The sequence below is a fragment of the Streptomyces sp. STR69 genome, from assembly GCF_024519455.1.
Classification (GTDB): Bacteria; Actinomycetota; Actinomycetes; order Streptomycetales; family Streptomycetaceae; genus Streptomyces.
Genome location: NZ_JALJRY010000035.1, coordinates 57,972 through 74,910, shown reverse-complemented (window position 1 = coordinate 74,910; position 16,939 = coordinate 57,972). Strand labels below are relative to the sequence as shown.

Genomic DNA, 16,939 nt, shown 5'->3' with positions numbered 1-16,939 from the left:
GCGGTCACTCTTCTGTCTGTGACGAATACGTCCGCGACGAAGAGGAGGGGCGGTCTCATGTCCAAGGTGAGGCGTACCACGCTGTGGCGGTGGCGGAGCAACCCGCTTCGACGGCACGCCGACGTTGTCGAGGCATGGATTGTGCTGGCCTCATGGACGGGCTTCGCCCTGGGCGGCGCCGTCGTCGGCACGGTGACGGCCCGAACTGCCGACGAGTCCCTCTCGCAGGCGCGCGCCGAACGACATTCCGTCGAGGCCGTCCTCGTCGAGAGCACTGCGTCGTCGGTGACTGACACAGAGGGTGCGAGCGACAACGCCGTCTGGGCGAAGGTCCGTTGGACGGGCTCGGACCGCTCCGTACACACAGGCCGGACCATGGTGGACGCCGGGCACAAGGCAGGGGCTACCGTGCTGGTCTGGACGGATCGCCAGGGAGATCTCACAAAGGAGCCGGCCACCGCCACGGAGGCAGCCGCCGAGGCCGGCCTCATGGGCACCGTGGCCGCGCTCGCCGTCGGCGGCCTGACACTCGGCGCCGGGCGCATCGCACGATGGCGGCTCGACCGGAAGCGTATCGACCAGTGGGGCCGGGAATGGAAGCAGGTCGGGCCGCAGTGGCAGCGCAACACCACGTGATCCAGGGGCGGGCAGCCATCTGTCACGCGTGAGCAAGTGTCAGGAGTCGCGGATCGCGTGGAGAGCCGCCTTGGTCTCAGATGCGAAATCACAGCGAAGCGCATATCGCGTGGGCGACGATCACATTGAGCTGCCCCGAGTTTCGTAGAGTCCGCGGACGGGCCGAGCATGGATCCGGCGGGAGCCGTAGGTGCCGCGGGAGGCGGTGTGGATGCCCACGATGGCCTCGGTCAGCCAGGCGTGCCTGACCAGGCGGTTCGACGGCGGCCGGTCCCGCCAGGCGTAGTACCCGGACTCGGCGACGTGCAGCACCCGGCAGGCCGGCAGTACAACTGCCCCGTATCGATGAGGTGTTGGCGACGTCAGACAGAGATCGTCTGGTCGCTGTCGCGGTGAACCGCGTACCTGGTTATGACGTCGGCCTCGCCCTCGCCCTCGCCTGCCGCACCGACTCCCACGACCCGCGGGTCGTGGGCAGTTACGTGTCGCCGAGTCCTCTGATGCACGAGTGGCCAGTCGTGGCGCCCACTTTCTCCGCCTTCGCCGCTGCCCTGGATCTTTCGAGCGGCCCAAGAGGCACAGGTCGGACGGTTCGGTCGGAGGCGTCCCGGGGTGGGGCCGTCAGTCGTCCTTGGTGAGGGAGGCGAGGGCGGCGTCGAGGCGGTGGGTGGCCTCCTCGGCGACGGGGCGGAGGGCGTCGAGTCCGGTGAGGGCGACCATCGTGCCGGGGTCGAGGGCTTGTACGGCGGTGCGGTTGCCGTCGCGGCGGACGACGACGTTGCAGGGCAGCAGCAGGCCGATGGTGCGGTCGGTCTCCAGGGCGCGGTGGGCGAGGGGCGGGTTGCAGGCGCCGAGGATGACGTAGTCCTCCATGTCGTGGTCGAGCTTCGCCTTGAGTGTGGCGGTGACGTCGATCTCGGTGAGGATGCCGAAGCCCTGTGCGGCGAGGGCCTCGCGGACGCGGCCGACGGTGGTGGCGAAGTCCGTGTCGAGGTGCACGGTGCGGTCGTAACGCATGGCGGTGGCCCTTCTGGTCAGGTCGGCTCGCGTGGCGCGGGACGGGCGTCCGGCCGTGTGCGAGGCACTCGTGAAGCGTTTCCCGGACTTTCCCTGCCCTTGGAAATACCCCCCGGGGTACTAGTGTTACGGTCGTAAGCATACCCCCTGGGGTAATTCTTCGTTGGAAGGGAGTACCGCGTGTTCTTCGTCGACACGATCGAGGTGTCAGGGCTCGGCAACCGCAGCTATCTCGCGGGCGGTGAGCGGACGGCGGTGGCGGTCGACCCGCCCCGCGACGTCGACCAGGTGATCGCGGCGGCGGCGCGGCGGGGCGTGCGGATCTCGCACGTCGTCGAGACCCACGTCCACAACGACTACGTCACCGGCGGCCTGGCACTGGCCCGGATTACGGGCGCCGCCTACCTCGTCCCCGCCGGGGCCAGGGTCTCCTTCGCGCGGATACCGGTGCACGACGGCGACCGTACGGAGATCGACACCGCCGCCGGACTGGCCCTGCGTGCCGTGGCGACGCCCGGTCACACCCCGCACCACACCTCCTATGCGCTGGAGGAGAACGGCACGGCGGTCGCGGTGTTCACTGGCGGCTCGCTGCTGATCGGCACGGTGGGCCGCCCGGACCTCGTGGAGCCTCGGCTGACCGAGCAGCTCGCCCGCGCCCAGCACGCCTCCGCACACCGTCTCGCCGCCGAACTGCCGGACGAGACCGAGGTGTTGCCCACGCACGGCTTCGGCAGCTTCTGCTCGTCCTCGCAGGCGGAGGGCAGTGCCACGACGATCGGCAAGGAGAAGGCGTCCAACGAGGCCCTCACCCGGGACGTGGACGACTTTGTCGCCGGTCTGCTGGCCGGGCTGGACGACATCCCCGCCTACTACACGCACATGGGCCCGGCCAACGCCGCCGGACCCGCGCCGGTCGACCTGACCCCGCCCGCCGTCGCGAACGCCGAGGAGATAGCCGCCCGGCTGGCGGTAGGGGAGTGGGTGGTGGACCTGCGCAACCGCGTCGCCTTCGCCGAAGGGCACGTGTCCGGCTCGTTCAACTTCGAGGCCGAGGGGCAACTCGCCACGTATCTGGCCTGGCTGATTCCGTGGGGCAAGCCCGTGACGCTACTGGCCGAGTCGCGCGAGCAGCTCGCCGCCGCCCAGCGCGAGCTGGTCCGGGTCGGTATCGACCGCCCCGCTGCCGCGGCCACCGGGGCACCGGCCGAGTGGGTGCCCGAGGGCGCGGCACCGGCCTCCTTCCGGCGGGCGACGTTCGCCGACCTCGCGGGTCGGCGTCCCGTGGAGGGTGTCGTCGTCCTTGATGTGCGACGCGGCTCGGAGCGGGCGGCCGGGTACATCGAGGGCTCGGTCCACATCCCGGTCCACGCCCTGCACGGCCGCCTCGGCGAGGTTCCCGCCGGTGAGGTGTGGGTGCACTGCGCGGGTGGGATGCGTGCCGCGATCGCCGCCTCGCTGCTGGACGCGGCCGGTCGCGAGGTCGTCGCCGTGGACGACTCCTTCGACGCGGCCGAGAAGGCCGGGCTCGCCGTACGGACGCCCTGACGGCATCGGGTGCCGTCAGCGTCCCACCGATCTTCACTGCCGACATGGGAAACAGGAGCGAGAAACCGACATGAGCATCTTCCGGCGAGAACGGGGCGGCCCCGGCCGCGTGACCGTCCAGGAGGCGGCCATCCGGACCGGGCACGGCAACGCCGCCGGCAGCGGCGGTGACGCCGTGCTGCTGGATGTGCGCGAGCCGCACGAGTGGCAGGCGGGCCACGCACCCCGAGCCGTGCATCTGCCACTGTCGGCGCTGGCCGCAGGGGCGGGGCTGCCGGCTCACGCGCAGGCGCGGCCCCTGGTCGTGATCTGCCGCTCGGGCAACCGCTCCCGGCAGGCCGCCGAACTGCTGGCCGCCCGGGGCGCGGAGGCCGTGGACGTGATCGGCGGCATGCGGGACTGGGCCGAGGCGGGACTGCCGGTGGTGGACCCGCGGGGCGGAAACGGCACCGTCGCGTGAGCACTCTCATACTCGCCCTGGCCGCGGGTGCGGTCATCGGTCTGGCGCTCGGCGCGCTGGGGGGCGGCGGCAGTGTGCTCGCCGTCCCCGCCCTGATCTATCTGCTCGGCTTCAGTCCGGTCGCTGCGACGACCGCGAGTCTCGTCATCGTCACGCTCACCTCGGTCACCGCGATGGTCGCGCACGCCCGTGACGGGAACGTCCGCTGGCGGACGGGGCTGCTGTTCGCGGCGGCCGGGATCGGTCCGGCGATGCTGGGCGGCGCGCTCGCCGGACGTATCCCGGGGGCCGTGCTGACGGCGGCCTTCGCCGTGGTCGCGGGAGTGGCCGCCCTGCGCATGCTGCGGTTCCGGCCGGCCGTGGAGGGCGCCGTGACGGTGCGGCCGGTGCGGGTGGCGGCAGCCGGTGGCGGGCTCGGCGCGGTCACCGGTGTCCTCGGTGTCGGTGGCGGCTTCCTTGCCGTACCGGCGCTGGTGAGTGTGCTGGGCCTGCGGATGCGGAACGCGGTGGGCACCAGCCTGCTGGTCATCACCGTCAACTCGCTGGCCGCGCTGGCGATGCGCGCCGGTACGGTCGAGGGGCTGGACTGGGCGGTCGTCGGACCGTTCGTCGCGGCTGCGATCCTCGGTGCCTGGGACGGCAAGCGGCTGTCCGTGAAGGTCTCGGGACACACGCTTCAGCGGATCTTCGCGCTGGTGCTGCTGGCGGTGGCGGCCTTCATGCTGATCGACGCGGTGCTGTGAGGGCCGCCGCGTCGGGAGCCCTCACGCCAGGGACAGGAACAGCTTCTCCAGGCGGGCCCGCATCTGCTGGGCGTCCTCGCCGTTCTTGCGGCCGGATTCGATGTCGGTCATGCACTGCTGCATGCCGGTCGCGATGATCGCGAAACCGGCGCGGTCGAGAGCGCGGGAGGCGGCGGCGAGCTGCGTGACGACGTCCTCGCAGTCACGCCCCTCCTCGATCATCCGGATCACGCCGGAGATCTGACCCTGCGCACGGCGCAGCCGGTTCAGCACGGACTTCAGGTCCGCACCCTCAAGCTCCAGTTCCACGATCACTCCTCAGAAATACCCCTAGGGGTACTGTACGTCCCGGTTCGGGGCGGCGTCGACCATTAAGGATCACACCTGCCATGACCAGCTCTCCCACCCCCGTCACCATCGCCACCGAGCAGGCCCGCACCCGGCTGCACGAACTCACCGTCATCGACGTGCGCACGCCCGCCGAGTACGCCTCCGGCCATCTCCCGGGCGCCCTGAACATTCCGCTGGACCACGTCCGCCGCGCCCTGCCGGAGATACGCCACGCTTCCGAGCAGGGTGACGTCCTCGTCGTCTGCGCCTCCGGCGCCCGCTCCGAGAACGCCTGCAAGCTCCTGGCCGAGCAGGGCATACCGACCGCCACCCTCTCCGGTGGCACAGGCGCCTGGGCCGCCGAGGGGCACGACCTGCACACCCCGGCCGCCTGTGACACGCGGGCCGGCTGGAGCATGGAGCGGCAAGTGCGCTTCACCGCCGGCACGGTGGTGCTCCTGGGTCTCCTCCTCGGCCTGCTCGTGCACCCGGCCCTCCTGCTGATCTCGGCCGGTATCGCGGGCGGTCTGGTCTTCTCCGCCCTCACGAACACCTGTGGCATGGCGGCCGTGCTCGGCAAGCTGCCGCACAACCGCCCGCGCGCGGCTGATCTCGACGCCGCGTTGGCCGCTCTGCGCAGCCGCTGAACCCGCGTTCCGGGGCGCCCGTGGAGACACCACGGGCGCCCGGGGCGTCAGTTTGCTCCCGTCGAGCCCGCGGTGGCCTTCCGGCGTACGTCGTCCATGTCGACGGCCCTGATCTTTCCGATGAGTTCCTCCAGGGCCTGTGGCGGCAGGGCGCCCGGCTCGGCGTACAGCACGGTCCGGTCGCGGACGGCCATCAGGGTGGGGATGGAGGAGATGCGGAAGCCTGCGGCGAGTTCGGGCTGTGCTTCGGTGTCGACCTTGCCGAAGACGATGTCCGGATGCCGCTCGGCCGCCTTGTCGTAGACGGGGGCGAAGCTGCGGCACGGTCCGCACCAGGCGGCCCAGAAGTCGATCAGTACGATCTCCGAACCGGTGACGGTCTCCTCGAAGTTGTCCTTGGTCAGTTCCACGGTGGGCATGGTTTCCGGTCTCCTCTCATATACCCGGCGGGGTATCTGGATCCCTTCGGTTCAACCGGTGCCGGTCCGGGTTTGTTCCAGGCAGACGGGCGGCAGCGGGAACCAGCGCATCCGCTCGAAGTCGGCCGGCAGCCCGGTGGGGCCGTCGTCGAGGGAATCCGCACGGCAGGTCAGCACCTCGCGTGCACGGTCGAGCTGGCCCGACAGCGCTTCCTCGCCCAGCCGGTGGTGGCGGACGGTCGGCGCGGTGATCCGTCTGTCGGCTGCGAAGCGCACGTCGGTCAGCCGCAGCGGGGGAGAGGACGGGCCGGTGCGGTGGCGCCACTGCCCGGTGTGCGGGTCGAAGCGGTAGTCGGGAAGGAGCCGGTGGCCGTACGCGGCGATCAGCTCGACCGCGTCGATGAGGTAGTCGCGCACGGTGTCGCTGATGAAGTAGTTGAAGTTGATGCGGATCCAGCCGGGTTTGATGCCGTCGCAGCCGTGGACGACCTCGTCGAGCAGGGCGTGGGAGGTGGCGGCGTCGATGGCGAGGAGGCGGTGGCCGTAGGGACCGGCGCAGGAGCAGCCGCCGCGGGCCTGGATGCCGAAGACGTCGTTGAGGAGGGCGACGACGTAGTTGTGGTGCAGGTAGGCGTGGCTGCCGTGCCGGATGCGGAACGAGATGATGGACAGGCGGCGGGCGTGGTGGCTGCCGAGGATTTCGATGCCGGGGTCGCGGTCCCACCGGGCGAGCGCACATTTCCAGTGCCGCTCCTCTGCGGCCTGGATGGTGTCGGTGCCGACGGCCTGCTTGAGGGCGAAGACCAGCCCGGCGCGGATCGACTCCACGATCGCCGGAGTGCCTCCCTCCTCCCGGGCGACCGGGTCGTCCAGATAGCGATGGCCGAGCGGACCGACGAAGGAGACTGTGCCGCCGCCCGGTGCGGTGGGCACCGGGTTGCGGACCAGCTCGCGGCGGACGACGAGGACGCCGGGGGTCTGCGGGCCGCCGACGAACTTGTGCGGGGACAGGAAGACCGCGTCCTTGTGGTCGCCCGCGCCGGGGGCGCTCTCGGCGACCCGGATGGAGACGTAGGGGGCGGCAGCCGCGTAGTCCCAGAAGGACAGGGCGCCGTGCGCGTGCAGCAGGCGGGCGATGCGGTCGGTGTCGGTGAGGATGCCGGTGACGTTGGAGGCGGCGGAGAAGCTGCCGATGCGCAGCGGCCGGTCGGCGTACCGGGCCAACTGCGCCTCCAGATCGCCGAGATCGATGTGACCGTCCGCGTCCTCGCCGATGACCACGACGTCGGCGACCGACTCCCGCCAGGGCAGTTCGTTCGAGTGGTGCTCGTACGGGCCGACGAACACGACCGGGCGCATGGCCTGCGGCAGCGGGTCGGTCCGGCGCAGTTCCAGGATGCCCACCAGCTTGTTGACCGCCGCGGTCGCTCCCGAGCCGCAGAAGATCACGAGGTCGTCCTCGCTGCCGCCGACCGCGTCGCGGATGATCCGCCGGGCGTCCTCCCGCAGCCGGGTCGTCTGCAGTCCGGTGCTGGAACTCTCCGTGTGGGTGTTGCCGTACAGGGGCAGCACCTGCTCGCGCACGAAGTCCTCGACGAAGTCCAGGGAACGGCCGGAGGCGGTGTAGTCGGCGTAGACGAGGCGTCGGGGGCCGTAAGGGCCCTCCAGCACCTCGCCGTCGCCGATGAGGCCGCGGCGGATGCGGTCCAGAAGGGGGGAGGTGGGCGGTGCCAGATGCGTGCTCATAGTGCCAGCCCGATGCCGATCTCGGGCGGCTGCTGCAGTGTGTTGTGGACCGTGCAGCGCGAGGCGACGGCGAGCAGGGCCGCGCGGCGCTGCTCGGACAGTCCGGCCGGCGGGACGATCGTGACGTGCAGGGAGGCCACGCGGGCGGGCCGGTCGGTGGCCATGGTGAATTCCGTATGGACGCGCAGTCCGGCCTGGTCCAGGCCGTGGCGGTGCAGGAAACGGCCCGCGTAGAAGGCGACGCAGGTGGCCAGGGAGGCGGCGAACAATTCGGTGGGGGTGGGTGCGATGTCGGTGCCGCCCGCCTCGACGGGCTGGTCGACATGCAAGCGGTGGCCGCGGATGTCCACGGTGTAGATGTCGCCTTCGGCGTGGGTCACCTCGAAGTGGTGTACGTCCGCGTCCTGCGGCTGGTTCGTGGGGAGGGTCTGCGGTGCGGTGCCGGTCATGGCCGGGCCTCTCTCGTGGGGGTCGACTGCTGCCAGTTCCAGTCGACCGCGAACCGTGCTGCTGATCGAGAGGCCGACGGGGTGTGCCAGGGGCCGTTCGGCCCTCGCGTCGACAACCGTGGTGGCATACCCTGGTAGGTATTTTTTCAGGGAGTTCATGGAGGGCGGGCGGCGTGCCGGGCCCGCGGGGGCGGAGCGAAGGTATACCCGGGTGGGTACCGGATGGGGACCTGTGGCCCATGCCCGGGTCCCTTCTCCCGCACGACAGTGGGGGCATGGGCACACACATCGTGATACTCGGAGGCGGCACCGGAGGCACGCTGACGGCCAACCGGCTGCGCCGCATGTACGACGAGAACGAATGCCGGATCACCGTGGTCGACCAGGACGACGACCACGTCTACCAGCCCGGCCTGCTGTTCGTCCCCTTCGGGGCGGCCCAGCCGCACCACCTCGTCCGCTCCCGCCCGCAGCAGCTGCACGCAGACGTCGACTACAAACAGGCACGCATCGAGCGGGTCGACCTGGACGCGCGGACGGTGCACCTCAGCGGCGGCATACGGATGACCTACGACGTCCTCGTCGTCGCCACCGGCGCCACCCTCCTCCCGGAGGAGACCGAGGGGCTGACCGGTCCCGGCTGGGGCGAGAAGGTCTTCACCTTCTACGACCTGCCCGGCGCCGTCGGCCTGCACCACGCCCTGGAGCACTTCGAGGGCGGGCGCGTCGTGGTGAACGTGGCCGACCTGCCCATCAAGTGCCCGGTCGCACCACTGGAGTTCGCCTTTCTCGCCGACTGGTACTTCCAGCGGCGCGGCATCCGCGACAAGGTCCAGCTGACGTACGCCACCCCGCTGGACGGCGCCTTCACCAAGCCTGTCGCCGCCGAGGCGCTGGGCGGGCTGCTGGCTGCCAAGGGCATCGAGCTGGTCACCGAGTTCACGCTTGGCGAGGTCGACGGCACCGGTGGCAGGCTGGTGTCGTACGACGAACGCGAGGTGCCCTTCGACCTGGCGGTGGTCGTGCCACTGCACGGCGGCGCCGAATACGTCGAACGCTCCCCGGGCCTCGGCGACGAACTGGGCTTCATCCCTGTCGACCAGCGCACCCTCCAACACCCCCAGCATCCTGAGGTGTTCGCGATCGGCGACGCGGCCGGGCTGCCGGCGTCCAAGGCCGGTTCGGTGGCGCACTTCGCGGGGGAGACGCTGACGCACAACATCGGCCGCTTCCTGGCCGGACAGCCGCTGGACGCGACCTTCGACGGGCACACCAACTGCTTCGTCGAGACCGGCTTCCACAAGGCCCTGCTGATCGACTTCAACTACGACACCGAGCCGCTGCCCGGCCACTTCCCGGCCGCTCTCGGCCTGCCATTGCTGAAGGAGTCGCACGCCAACCACCTCGGCAAGCTCGCCTTCGAGTGGCTGTACTGGCACAGCCTCCTGCCCGGCCGGGAACTGCCCGGCATCGACTCGGCGATGCCCGAGCACGGCAAGCACCACGTCCACGCCTGAACGCCTGAACGCCTGAACCGTCTGAGTGAAGGAGAACGCCGCCATGCCCACCGCCACCTACGGCTCCACAGCCGTCCCCGTCGACGACGAGGGATTCTTCACCGATCCCGACCGCTGGACCGAGCCCATGGCCGAGCAGATCGCCCACGAGGCGGGCATCGAGGCGCTGACCGACCGGCACTGGACGGTCATCCACTTCATGCGCGCCGAATACGCAGCCAAGGGCACCGGCCCCACGGTCCGCGTCCTCGGCAAGACATCCGGCGTGAGCGTCAAGGAGCTGTACCAGCTCTTCCCCAAGGGGCCCGCCAAGACCGCAGCGAAGATCGCCGGAATCCCCAAGCCGCGCGGCTGCATCTGACCTCCCGGTCACCGCCTCCGCCATCACCTCCGCCACCGTCTCTGTCATCGAGGAGCATGCCGTCATGGCCGACACCGCAACGATCGAGAAGGTCTCGATCATTATCTCCAAGGGGTCCCTGGAAGGGATCTACCCGGCCCTGATCATGGCCAACGGCGCCCGCGCCGAAGGCATCGAGGCCGACCTGTTCTTCACCTTCTTCGGCCTCGACGCCATCACGAAGAAGCGCTGGGAGCACATCAAGCTGGCCACCGTCGGCAACCCCGGTCTGCACCTGCCCACCCTGCTGGGCGGCATGCCGGGCGTCCCCGACCTCGTGACCCGCTACATGGAACGCAAGATGGACAAGCTCGACATCCCGCCGATCCCCGAGTTCATCGAGATGATCGCCGACACCGGAGCCGGCATCTACGCCTGCAAGGCGTCGGTCGACCTCTTCGAACTCGACAAGGACGACCTCGTCGAGCAGGTCCAGGACATCATCACGGTCGGCGAGTTCTACGAGCACGCGGCCGGCGGCCAGATCATCTACACCTGAGATGACCGGTACTGGCTCGGGGCGCGGTCTGCCGGACGGAGTGCGGCGTGTGCTGGCGGTGGTCGCCCATCCCGACGACGAGTCGTTCGGGCTGGGCGCACTGCTGGCCCTGCTGTCCGAGGGCGGCGTGCCCACGACGGTCCTCTGCTTCACCCACGGTGAGGCGTCCACCCTGCACGGCAGGCCCGGCGACCTGCACACCGTCCGCGCGGGCGAGTTCGCCTGCGCCGCACGGGAACTGGGCGTCCAGCGCGTGGAACTGGCCGGACATCCGGATGGCGGTCTGAGCGACATCCCGTTGGACCGGCTCACCGCCCACGTCACCGGCCTCATCGGCGAGGAGCGCCCCAGCCACCTGCTCGTGTTCGACACGGAAGGTGTCACAGGACACCGGGACCACCGACGAGCCACCGAGGCCGCGCTGTCGGCCGCCCGCCGGGCCGGTGTTGCGATGCTGGGCTGGACGCTGCCCCAGGAGGTGGCGGACCGGTTGAACGCCGAGTTCGGCACGTCCTTCACGGGCCGCGGCCCGGCCGAGTGCCGAGTCGTCGAACCGGTGTCACGGCAGCGGCAGCGCCGCGCCATCGCCTGTCATGCAAGCCAGTCGTCGGACAACCCGGTGCTCTGGCGCCGTCTGGAACTCCTCGGCGACCGCGAATACCTGCGCATCCTGGAGTGACGTGCCCGTCGCCGAAGTCAGAAGGAAGGGCCGCTCTTCGGTGGCGACCCGAGGGTGTCGGTGCCGCGCTCGGCCAGGCCGGCGTGCAGGAGGAGCAGGCGAGCCAGGTCACGGGCCTCGTCGGCGGTCAGCGCCGCCCACACTCCCGGCTCGCCGCCCTGGTCCTGGCCCACGTCCAGGGCGACCCGGGTGATGGGTCGGTGCGCGGGAGCAAGCCGCAGACACCGCACGGCGATCCTGCGCCCACAGGTCGTCACAAGACAGGTGTCCTCGGTTGTCCTGGCAGGTCCGTCATGTCCTGCTGTCTCCATCGGGCTCACGCTCCTTCGCCGGGTCCGGTCGCGGTCCCCGGGCACCGACTACGACTTGCATACCCGGAGGGGTATAAGGAACAGCGCGGTGCGAGGCCGAATTGTTCCGCCCCCGCCCCCGCCCCCGCCCGGGTGTTCCCGTGCGATGCGGGGAGGGTCTCGTCGGACAGCAGACGCAAGGGCCGACGGGGGCGAATGTCAGGCCGTGTGGTCCTCCGCCGACCGGGGTCGTGAAAATACCCTGGGGGGTATCCGAATCCGTGATCGTCCGGGAGGGATCCTCCGATGACCGTCTCCGACCAACTGGCCGAGCCCGCCGAGTACACCCGTCTGCCTCTCATCGGCGACAGGGCGCCGGACTTCGAAGCCGAGTCCACCCACGGTCCCGTCCGACTGACCGACTACTACGGCCAGTGGCTGGTGCTCTTCAGCCACCCGGCCGACTTCACCCCGGTGTGCACCACCGAGTTCGTCGCCTTCACCGAACTCGCCGACGAGTTCGCCGCCCGCAACACCGCCCTGCTCGGCAACTCCGTGGACTCCGTCCACAGCCACCTCGCCTGGACCCGCGCGATCGAGGAGAAGCTGGGCGTGCGCGTCTCGTTCCCGATCATCGCCGACCTGGACATGCGCGTCTCGCACGCCTACGGCATGCTCCACCCGAACACCTCCGGCACCGCCGCCGTACGCGCCGTCTTCGTCATCGACCCCGAGCAGACCATACGGGCGGTGCTGTACTACCCGATGAACGCCGGACGCATGATCCCCGAGATCCTGCGGCTCGTCGACGCCCTGCAGACCTCCGACCGCGACGGCGTCTCCTGCCCCGCCAACTGGCACCCCGGCGAGGACGTCGTCCTGGGCGCCCCGCGCACCCAGGCGGAACTGGAGGCCCGGCTGGCCGACGACAGCGTCAAGCTCACCGACTGGTACCTGGCGACGAAGCCCGGCACACCGTCCTGACCCGGCATGGCCACGCCGGACGGCCTCATCGCCGCACGGCGCGGACGAGCGCGTCGAGGGCCGTACGGCTTCCGCCCTCGGCGTCGGTCACCGGCCGGGTGACCGTCTCGGCCCGCAGGATGTCGGCGTACGGCCGCCACAGATCGGCGACCTGCCCGGCGCCGTAGAGCACGCGCGGATCCTGCGGGCCGCCGTGACCGTGCTCGGGATTGGCCGCGTCGTGGCCGACGAGCAGCAGGGTTCCGCCTCGGCGCACGACAGTGGCGGCCCGGGGCAGTACCTGGGCCATCTCCGGCCACGGCAGGTGCAGATAGGCGATCAGCGCCAGGTCGTACGTCGCTTCCGGAGGCGCCCAGGCTGTGAGATCGGTGCGGACGGTGTGCAGCCGTACGCCGCGGCCGGCGGCCATCTGCTCGGCCTTCTCCAGCGCGACGGCGGAGAAGTCGACGGCGTCCACTTCCCAGCCCTGTTCCGCGAGCCAGACCGCGTTGCGTCCCTCTCCGGCAGCGAGGTCCACCGCCCGCCCGGGCGGCTTCAGACCGGCCAGCTCCTCCTCGACGAACCGGTTGGGCTCCGCCTTCCACACCAGCTCGCTGCCGCGATACCGCTCGTCCCAGCCTGCTGCGTCCATCGTGCGTACCTCATTCCTCCGGTCGTTCATCCGGGTCAGTGGAATCCTCGTCTGCACTGTTGCCGTCGTCCGGGTCCTCCGCGTCGTCCCCGGCGAGCAGATACGGATAGGGGCAGCTGCTGGGATCCGGGGCGATGCAGGCGTTGCAGGGGCGGGACCGGTCGATGACGCACTTCGGTGCCGGTCTCATGCCGCACTGCCCGCATCGTCCCGGGTGTCGAAGCGGCCGGACAGTTGCCGCGAGGCGCGTTTGAAGGCCAGAACGGGAACGTAGTGCCGGACACGCGCGTCCGCGAAGTACGTGAACGCCTCTGCCGCTGCCGTCGCCAGGGTCTCGGCCGGGACATCCGGGAACCGGCTCATGAGCCGCGCCCGGACGTCCTGGCGGGCACGCTGGTCCGCCGCGGGTGTCGCTGGGCCGGCCAGGCGGGTGTCGGGGCAGCGGCGCCCCGGCTCGATGGCCGACCCGGTGATGACGGGGAAGGAAAACACCTGTACACCCCCTGGGACAGGGCGCCCGGGATCATGCGAGCGCCAGGAACAATTTCTCCAGTTCGGCCTCGGTCAGCGGAGGGATGTGTCCCTGCTGCCGTTCAAACAGGCACTGGAGCATGCCGCCGACCACGATCTTGAAGCCGGCCCGGTCCAAGGCGTGGGAGACCGCGGCCAGTTGGGTGACGACGTCCTTGCGGTCGCGTCCCGCCTGGATCATGGAGATGACCGCGGCCAGCTGTCCCTGCGCCCGACGCAGCCGGTTGAGCACCTCGGCCTGCGAGTCGTCTACCTCGTTCACGAGTGCCGTGTCCTTCACGGGACAGCTCCTTGGGGCGTGTTCGTCGGAGGCGGGGTTACACCGCTACGTGTCGAGCGGTGACCGGGTGGCGTGGCTGGACGTCGTGTCCTGGTGTGAGGGATGTGGGTGCGGCTGACCATCGTCCCCGCCTGCAGGCTCTGGCGCGTCGTCGTCCCGGTCCCGGGCCCGTCCGGAGCGGCGTAGCACGTACCAGCTGAACAGGGCCCCGGCGGTCGCGGCTGTCGTGGACCAGATCCATGGATTCGTCACGAGGGTGTGGCGCACGCCTGAGGGGATCTGCTGGGTCAGCACGAAGGCGCCCATGAGGGCGACGAACCAGCCAAAGGCCCTGCGCAGCGCGTCCTGCGGGATGCGCCCGGCGAGACGGCCGCCGACCAGGCTGCCGACGACGGCGGTCGACGTGACGACGGCGGCGAGCGCCCAGTCGATGTGCACACCGGAGAGATGACCGGCGAACCCCGCGAACGACTGGAGGGCGATCACCTGCAGGGACGTGGCGGCGGCGACGGACATGGGCAACCCGCCGAACAGGGCCAGCGCGGGGACGATGAGGAAACCGCCGCCGGCACCGACGAGCCCGGTGACGAGGCCGACGGCGACGCCGTTCAACAGGACGGGTCCCATGGGAAGTTCGTGGCGGATCTGCTGCGGCTTCCGACGGCCGCGGATCATGACGACGGCGGTGGCGATCATCATGAGGGCGAACAGGAGGAGCAGCACGGTGCCGGGGACGAACGCCGCCAGTCGGCCGCCCGCGTACGCGCCGCTCATGCCGGCCACGCCGAACAGCAGCCCGGTGCGCCACCGCACCCGCCCGGCACGGGCATGCGGGACGACTCCGGCGGCGCTGGTCACGCCGACGACGAACAGGGAGGTGGCGATGGCCTCCTTGGTCTCCATCCCGGCCAGGTAGACGAGGACCGGCACGGTCAGGATGGACCCGCCCCCGCCCAGGACGCCCAGGCCGGCCCCGATCAGCAGGGACGCGGCGACGACCAATGCGATCACGACGGGCCCCGCAGGGCGGCGACGACCGTGTCGAGGTCGGTGCGCGGGCCGCGGTTGTAGGGCAGCTTCGCCAGCAGCATGCCAAGGGCGCAGGTGTTGGTGAGTGCGGCGACGGTCAGTCCGGCGCCGACGGCCGTGCCGATCAGATGCAGTCCGGGCAGGAACACGCCCGCGATGCCGGTGACCACCACGATGGATCCGGCGACCAGGCGCACCTGGCGTTCCAGGTCCCAGCGTTCGGGGCCGCGGGTGAGCGGGCCTCCGGCGGTTTCCCACGCCATGACGCCGCCGTCGAGGACGCGCAGGTTGGGCAGCCCGGCTTCGGCCAGGGCCTGTTCGGCCTGGGTGGCGCGGGCGCCGGAGCGGCAGATGAGTATGACGTCCTCGTCGAGGTGGTGCAGCAGTTCGCCGCGGTGCTCGCGCAGGGTGTCGAGGGGCACGTTGTAGGAGCCGGGGATGTGGGCGGTGCGGAACTCGCCGGGCGTACGCACGTCCAGCAGGCGCGGGCCTTCGCCCTCCTGGGTCAGGTCGCGCAGGGTCGCGGGAACGAGTCGGGGTTTGTCGGCACTGGTGGTCATCGGGGTTCCTTGCTGTCGCTGGGGCGGCCGGCGGGAGTGGGCGGCGGCCGATGATTTCGGCCGCCGCCCGGGAGCGGTGTGGTTCAGACGTCGGCCGATGCGGGCAGGGCGAGCCAGGCGCCGTAGCCGCCGAGCAGGTCGGAGACGTCGGTGCGGTCCTCATGGCGCAGCAGGCTGGCGGCGATGGAGGACCGGTGGCCGCCCGCGCAGTGGACGACCAGGGGCCGGTCGGCCGGGATCTCGTCGATACGGCGGGCGAGTTCGGCCAGCGGGATGTGCAGGGAGCCTTCGATGAAGCCCTCTTCGCGCTCGGCGGTGTTGCGCACGTCCAGCACCAGCGGCGGTTCCTCGCCGTCCAGCAGCCGACGCAACTCGTCGGCGGTCAGGCGGCTGGCCTGTTCCATCTCGTCGGCCAGGGCGGGGAAGGCGCCCTCGGGTTCGCGCAGGTAGCCGCCGACCTTGTCGAAGCCGATCCGGGCGAGCCGGGTGACGACCTCCTCCTCGCGGTCCTGGGGCGCGATGACGACGACGTCCTGCTCGGGGGCGACGACCATGCCGGCCTGCTCGGCGAAGCGGCCGTCCGCGGGCACGTTGACCGAGCCGCGCAGATACCCGGGCGCGAAGTCCTGCGGCGAGCGGGCGTCGAGGACGACCGCCCCCGCCGCGCGCCGCTGCATGAACTCCTCGACGGACAGCGGCCGGGGCGCCGTGGCCGCGTCGAACAGGCCGTGCTCCTTGCGGTTGAGGATGGCGTCGTAGACGAAGTACGCGGGCGCGGACGGCTGGCCCTCGGTCACCAGCGAGACGAACTTCCCCTCGCTCATGGGCCGGCAGGCGTAGTTGGTGGCGCGCTGTTCGCCGATGGTGGACTGGCGCTGGGTGGAGAGGTTCTTGCCGCAGGCGGATCCGGCGCCGTGCGCGGGGAAGACGCGCACCGCGTCCGGGAGGGCCATCAGTTTGTGCTGGATGGTGTCGTAGAGCATCTTGCCGAGTTCGTCGGCGGTCACGCCGATCGAGGCGAGCAGGTCGGGGCGGCCCACGTCGCCGATGAACAGCGCGTCGCCGGTGAGGACGCCGTAGGGGACGGTGTCGCCGGCGTGCTCGTAGACCAGGACGCTGATCGACTCCGGGGTGTGGCCGGGGGTTTCGAGGATCTGCAGGTGGACGTCGCCGAGGCTGATGCGGTCGCCGTCGGTCAGTTTGCGGATGGGGTACTCGGCCTCGGCGCGCTGCCCGTAGCCGATCCAGGCGCCGGTACGGTCGGCGAGTTCGAGGTGGCCGGCGAGGAAGTCGGCGTGGAAGTGGGTGTTGATGACGGCTTCGATGGTGAAGCCGTGCTCGGCGGCGTCCGTGAGGTATTCGGAGACGTCGCGGCGCGGGTCGACGACGACGGCCTTGCCGGTGGACTCGTCGGCGATCAGGTAGGACGCCTGGGAGAGGCAGTCGAGGTAGTACTGGGCGAAGAACATGAGCGGGTTACCTCCGTGTCAGAAGGGCATGATTACCCCGGGGGGTATATCTAAGGGTCTGGTCCGCCCTTGTCG

The 16,939-nt window shown here is 70.7% G+C and carries 23 protein-coding genes; 10 read left to right on the top strand and 13 right to left on the bottom strand.

Annotated features, from left to right (window positions below; genetic code table 11):
* Positions 1 to 57: 57 nt before the first annotated feature.
* Positions 58 to 636: a hypothetical protein gene (locus OC490_RS42075; protein WP_262063336.1), complete on the top strand. Its 579-nt coding sequence runs from the start codon at positions 58 to 60 to the stop codon at positions 634 to 636.
* 621 nt (positions 637 to 1,257) lie between these two features.
* Here OC490_RS42075 and OC490_RS42065 read toward each other — a convergent pair.
* Complete coding sequence (locus OC490_RS42065; RefSeq protein ID WP_262063335.1) at positions 1,258 to 1,653, bottom strand: DUF302 domain-containing protein; 396 nt, start codon at positions 1,651 to 1,653, stop codon at positions 1,258 to 1,260.
* 180 nt (positions 1,654 to 1,833) lie between these two features.
* Here OC490_RS42065 and OC490_RS42060 point away from each other — a divergent pair, with 180 nt between their 5' ends.
* The 3 genes from OC490_RS42060 to OC490_RS42050 all read left to right on the top strand — a co-directional run bounded on the left by OC490_RS42060 (position 1,834) and on the right by OC490_RS42050 (position 4,404).
* Entirely contained in the window at positions 1,834 to 3,201 is a 1,368-nt protein-coding gene (locus OC490_RS42060; RefSeq protein ID WP_262063334.1) for an MBL fold metallo-hydrolase, read from the top strand.
* A gap of 70 nt (positions 3,202 to 3,271) precedes the next feature.
* Positions 3,272 to 3,661 (top strand): rhodanese-like domain-containing protein, encoded by a 390-nt coding sequence (locus OC490_RS42055; protein WP_262063333.1) that lies wholly within the window; start codon positions 3,272 to 3,274, stop codon positions 3,659 to 3,661.
* Positions 3,658 to 4,404 carry a sulfite exporter TauE/SafE family protein gene (locus OC490_RS42050; protein ID WP_262063332.1) on the top strand — a complete coding sequence of 249 codons (747 nt, stop codon included), beginning with the start codon at positions 3,658 to 3,660 and terminating at the stop codon, positions 4,402 to 4,404. The genes OC490_RS42055 and OC490_RS42050 overlap by 4 nt, the downstream gene beginning before the upstream one ends.
* 21 nt (positions 4,405 to 4,425) lie before the next feature.
* Here OC490_RS42050 and OC490_RS42045 read toward each other — a convergent pair whose 3' ends face one another.
* Complete coding sequence (locus tag OC490_RS42045; protein ID WP_101403955.1) at positions 4,426 to 4,713, bottom strand: metal-sensitive transcriptional regulator; 288 nt, start codon at positions 4,711 to 4,713, stop codon at positions 4,426 to 4,428.
* A gap of 80 nt (positions 4,714 to 4,793) precedes the next feature.
* Here OC490_RS42045 and OC490_RS42040 point away from each other — a divergent pair, with 80 nt between their 5' ends.
* Complete coding sequence (locus OC490_RS42040; protein WP_262063331.1) at positions 4,794 to 5,381, top strand: rhodanese-like domain-containing protein; 588 nt, start codon at positions 4,794 to 4,796, stop codon at positions 5,379 to 5,381.
* Positions 5,382 to 5,428: 47 nt separating this feature from the next.
* Here the strand turns inward: OC490_RS42040 and OC490_RS42035 are convergent, their stop codons facing one another.
* Genes OC490_RS42035 through OC490_RS42025 form a run of 3 tightly spaced genes read right to left on the bottom strand, consistent with a single transcriptional unit; the run spans position 5,429 to position 7,995 of the window.
* Positions 5,429 to 5,800: a thioredoxin family protein gene (locus OC490_RS42035; RefSeq protein ID WP_262063330.1), complete on the bottom strand. Its 372-nt coding sequence runs from the start codon at positions 5,798 to 5,800 to the stop codon at positions 5,429 to 5,431.
* Positions 5,801 to 5,851: 51 nt separating this feature from the next.
* Positions 5,852 to 7,546, bottom strand: a complete 1,695-nt coding sequence (locus tag OC490_RS42030) for an aminotransferase class V-fold PLP-dependent enzyme (RefSeq protein WP_262063329.1) — start codon at positions 7,544 to 7,546, stop codon at positions 5,852 to 5,854.
* Positions 7,543 to 7,995 (bottom strand): OsmC family protein, encoded by a 453-nt coding sequence (locus OC490_RS42025; protein ID WP_262063328.1) that lies wholly within the window; start codon positions 7,993 to 7,995, stop codon positions 7,543 to 7,545. The genes OC490_RS42030 and OC490_RS42025 overlap by 4 nt, the downstream gene beginning before the upstream one ends.
* Positions 7,996 to 8,270: 275 nt before the next feature.
* Between OC490_RS42025 and OC490_RS42020 the strand changes: the two genes are divergently transcribed.
* From OC490_RS42020 to OC490_RS42005, 4 genes are all read left to right on the top strand, one after another.
* A complete protein-coding gene (locus OC490_RS42020) occupies positions 8,271 to 9,512 on the top strand; it encodes an NAD(P)/FAD-dependent oxidoreductase (protein WP_262063327.1) in 1,242 nt (413 codons plus the stop codon).
* A 43-nt stretch (positions 9,513 to 9,555) separates the two neighbouring features.
* Positions 9,556 to 9,873, top strand: a complete 318-nt coding sequence (locus OC490_RS42015; RefSeq protein WP_262063326.1) for a TusE/DsrC/DsvC family sulfur relay protein — start codon at positions 9,556 to 9,558, stop codon at positions 9,871 to 9,873.
* A 64-nt stretch (positions 9,874 to 9,937) separates the two neighbouring features.
* Positions 9,938 to 10,411, top strand: coding sequence for a DsrE/DsrF/DrsH-like family protein (locus OC490_RS42010; protein WP_262063325.1), 474 nt, complete (start codon positions 9,938 to 9,940; stop codon positions 10,409 to 10,411).
* A gap of 1 nt (position 10,412) precedes the next feature.
* A complete protein-coding gene (locus OC490_RS42005) occupies positions 10,413 to 11,090 on the top strand; it encodes a PIG-L deacetylase family protein (protein WP_262063324.1) in 678 nt (225 codons plus the stop codon).
* 17 nt (positions 11,091 to 11,107) lie between these two features.
* On the opposite strand, the gene OC490_RS42000 is transcribed toward OC490_RS42005, so the two are convergent.
* The gene (locus OC490_RS42000; protein WP_262063323.1) at positions 11,108 to 11,401 is read right to left on the bottom strand and encodes a hypothetical protein; all 294 of its coding nucleotides are present in this window, start codon (positions 11,399 to 11,401) and stop codon (positions 11,108 to 11,110) included.
* 285 nt (positions 11,402 to 11,686) lie between these two features.
* On the opposite strand from OC490_RS42000, the gene OC490_RS41995 reads away from it, so the two are divergent.
* Positions 11,687 to 12,364 carry a peroxiredoxin gene (locus OC490_RS41995; protein ID WP_262063322.1) on the top strand — a complete coding sequence of 226 codons (678 nt, stop codon included), beginning with the start codon at positions 11,687 to 11,689 and terminating at the stop codon, positions 12,362 to 12,364.
* Positions 12,365 to 12,389: 25 nt separating this feature from the next.
* Here the strand turns inward: OC490_RS41995 and OC490_RS41990 are convergent, their stop codons facing one another.
* From OC490_RS41990 to OC490_RS41960, 7 genes are all read right to left on the bottom strand, one after another.
* Entirely contained in the window at positions 12,390 to 12,995 is a 606-nt protein-coding gene (locus OC490_RS41990; RefSeq protein ID WP_262063321.1) for a class I SAM-dependent methyltransferase, read from the bottom strand.
* Between the two features lie 10 nt (positions 12,996 to 13,005).
* Positions 13,006 to 13,185 carry a hypothetical protein gene (locus OC490_RS41985; RefSeq protein ID WP_262063320.1) on the bottom strand — a complete coding sequence of 60 codons (180 nt, stop codon included), beginning with the start codon at positions 13,183 to 13,185 and terminating at the stop codon, positions 13,006 to 13,008.
* A complete protein-coding gene (locus OC490_RS41980) occupies positions 13,182 to 13,487 on the bottom strand; it encodes a three-helix bundle dimerization domain-containing protein (protein ID WP_262063319.1) in 306 nt (101 codons plus the stop codon). Before OC490_RS41980 ends, OC490_RS41985 begins: the two co-directional genes overlap by 4 nt.
* 31 nt (positions 13,488 to 13,518) lie before the next feature.
* On the bottom strand, positions 13,519 to 13,788 hold the full coding sequence (locus OC490_RS41975; RefSeq protein WP_315986730.1) for a metal-sensitive transcriptional regulator: 270 nt from the start codon (positions 13,786 to 13,788) through the stop codon (positions 13,519 to 13,521).
* Positions 13,789 to 13,851: 63 nt separating this feature from the next.
* Entirely contained in the window at positions 13,852 to 14,817 is a 966-nt protein-coding gene (locus OC490_RS41970; RefSeq protein WP_262063317.1) for a sulfite exporter TauE/SafE family protein, read from the bottom strand.
* The gene (locus tag OC490_RS41965; RefSeq protein ID WP_262063316.1) at positions 14,814 to 15,395 is read right to left on the bottom strand and encodes a rhodanese-like domain-containing protein; all 582 of its coding nucleotides are present in this window, start codon (positions 15,393 to 15,395) and stop codon (positions 14,814 to 14,816) included. The genes OC490_RS41970 and OC490_RS41965 overlap by 4 nt, the downstream gene beginning before the upstream one ends.
* 83 nt (positions 15,396 to 15,478) lie before the next feature.
* Entirely contained in the window at positions 15,479 to 16,864 is a 1,386-nt protein-coding gene (locus tag OC490_RS41960) for a rhodanese-like domain-containing protein (protein ID WP_262063315.1), read from the bottom strand.
* Positions 16,865 to 16,939 lie beyond the last annotated feature (75 nt).

Coding starts and splice junctions, on each gene's coding strand:
- OC490_RS41995 (WP_262063322.1), top strand. CDS start 11,687: ATGACCGTCTCCGACCAACTGGCCGAGCCCGCCGAGTACACCCGTCTG.
- OC490_RS42005 (WP_262063324.1), top strand. CDS start 10,413: ATGACCGGTACTGGCTCGGGGCGCGGTCTGCCGGACGGAGTGCGGCGT.
- OC490_RS42075 (WP_262063336.1), top strand. CDS start 58: ATGTCCAAGGTGAGGCGTACCACGCTGTGGCGGTGGCGGAGCAACCCG.
- OC490_RS42010 (WP_262063325.1), top strand. CDS start 9,938: ATGGCCGACACCGCAACGATCGAGAAGGTCTCGATCATTATCTCCAAG.
- OC490_RS42000 (WP_262063323.1), bottom strand. CDS start 11,401: ATGGAGACAGCAGGACATGACGGACCTGCCAGGACAACCGAGGACACC.
- OC490_RS42040 (WP_262063331.1), top strand. CDS start 4,794: ATGACCAGCTCTCCCACCCCCGTCACCATCGCCACCGAGCAGGCCCGC.
- OC490_RS41960 (WP_262063315.1), bottom strand. CDS start 16,864: ATGTTCTTCGCCCAGTACTACCTCGACTGCCTCTCCCAGGCGTCCTAC.
- OC490_RS41965 (WP_262063316.1), bottom strand. CDS start 15,395: ATGACCACCAGTGCCGACAAACCCCGACTCGTTCCCGCGACCCTGCGC.
- OC490_RS42035 (WP_262063330.1), bottom strand. CDS start 5,800: ATGCCCACCGTGGAACTGACCAAGGACAACTTCGAGGAGACCGTCACC.
- OC490_RS41985 (WP_262063320.1), bottom strand. CDS start 13,185: ATGAGACCGGCACCGAAGTGCGTCATCGACCGGTCCCGCCCCTGCAAC.
- OC490_RS42020 (WP_262063327.1), top strand. CDS start 8,271: ATGGGCACACACATCGTGATACTCGGAGGCGGCACCGGAGGCACGCTG.
- OC490_RS42030 (WP_262063329.1), bottom strand. CDS start 7,546: ATGAGCACGCATCTGGCACCGCCCACCTCCCCCCTTCTGGACCGCATC.
- OC490_RS42065 (WP_262063335.1), bottom strand. CDS start 1,653: ATGCGTTACGACCGCACCGTGCACCTCGACACGGACTTCGCCACCACC.
- OC490_RS41990 (WP_262063321.1), bottom strand. CDS start 12,995: ATGGACGCAGCAGGCTGGGACGAGCGGTATCGCGGCAGCGAGCTGGTG.
- OC490_RS42055 (WP_262063333.1), top strand. CDS start 3,272: ATGAGCATCTTCCGGCGAGAACGGGGCGGCCCCGGCCGCGTGACCGTC.
- OC490_RS42025 (WP_262063328.1), bottom strand. CDS start 7,995: ATGACCGGCACCGCACCGCAGACCCTCCCCACGAACCAGCCGCAGGAC.
- OC490_RS42015 (WP_262063326.1), top strand. CDS start 9,556: ATGCCCACCGCCACCTACGGCTCCACAGCCGTCCCCGTCGACGACGAG.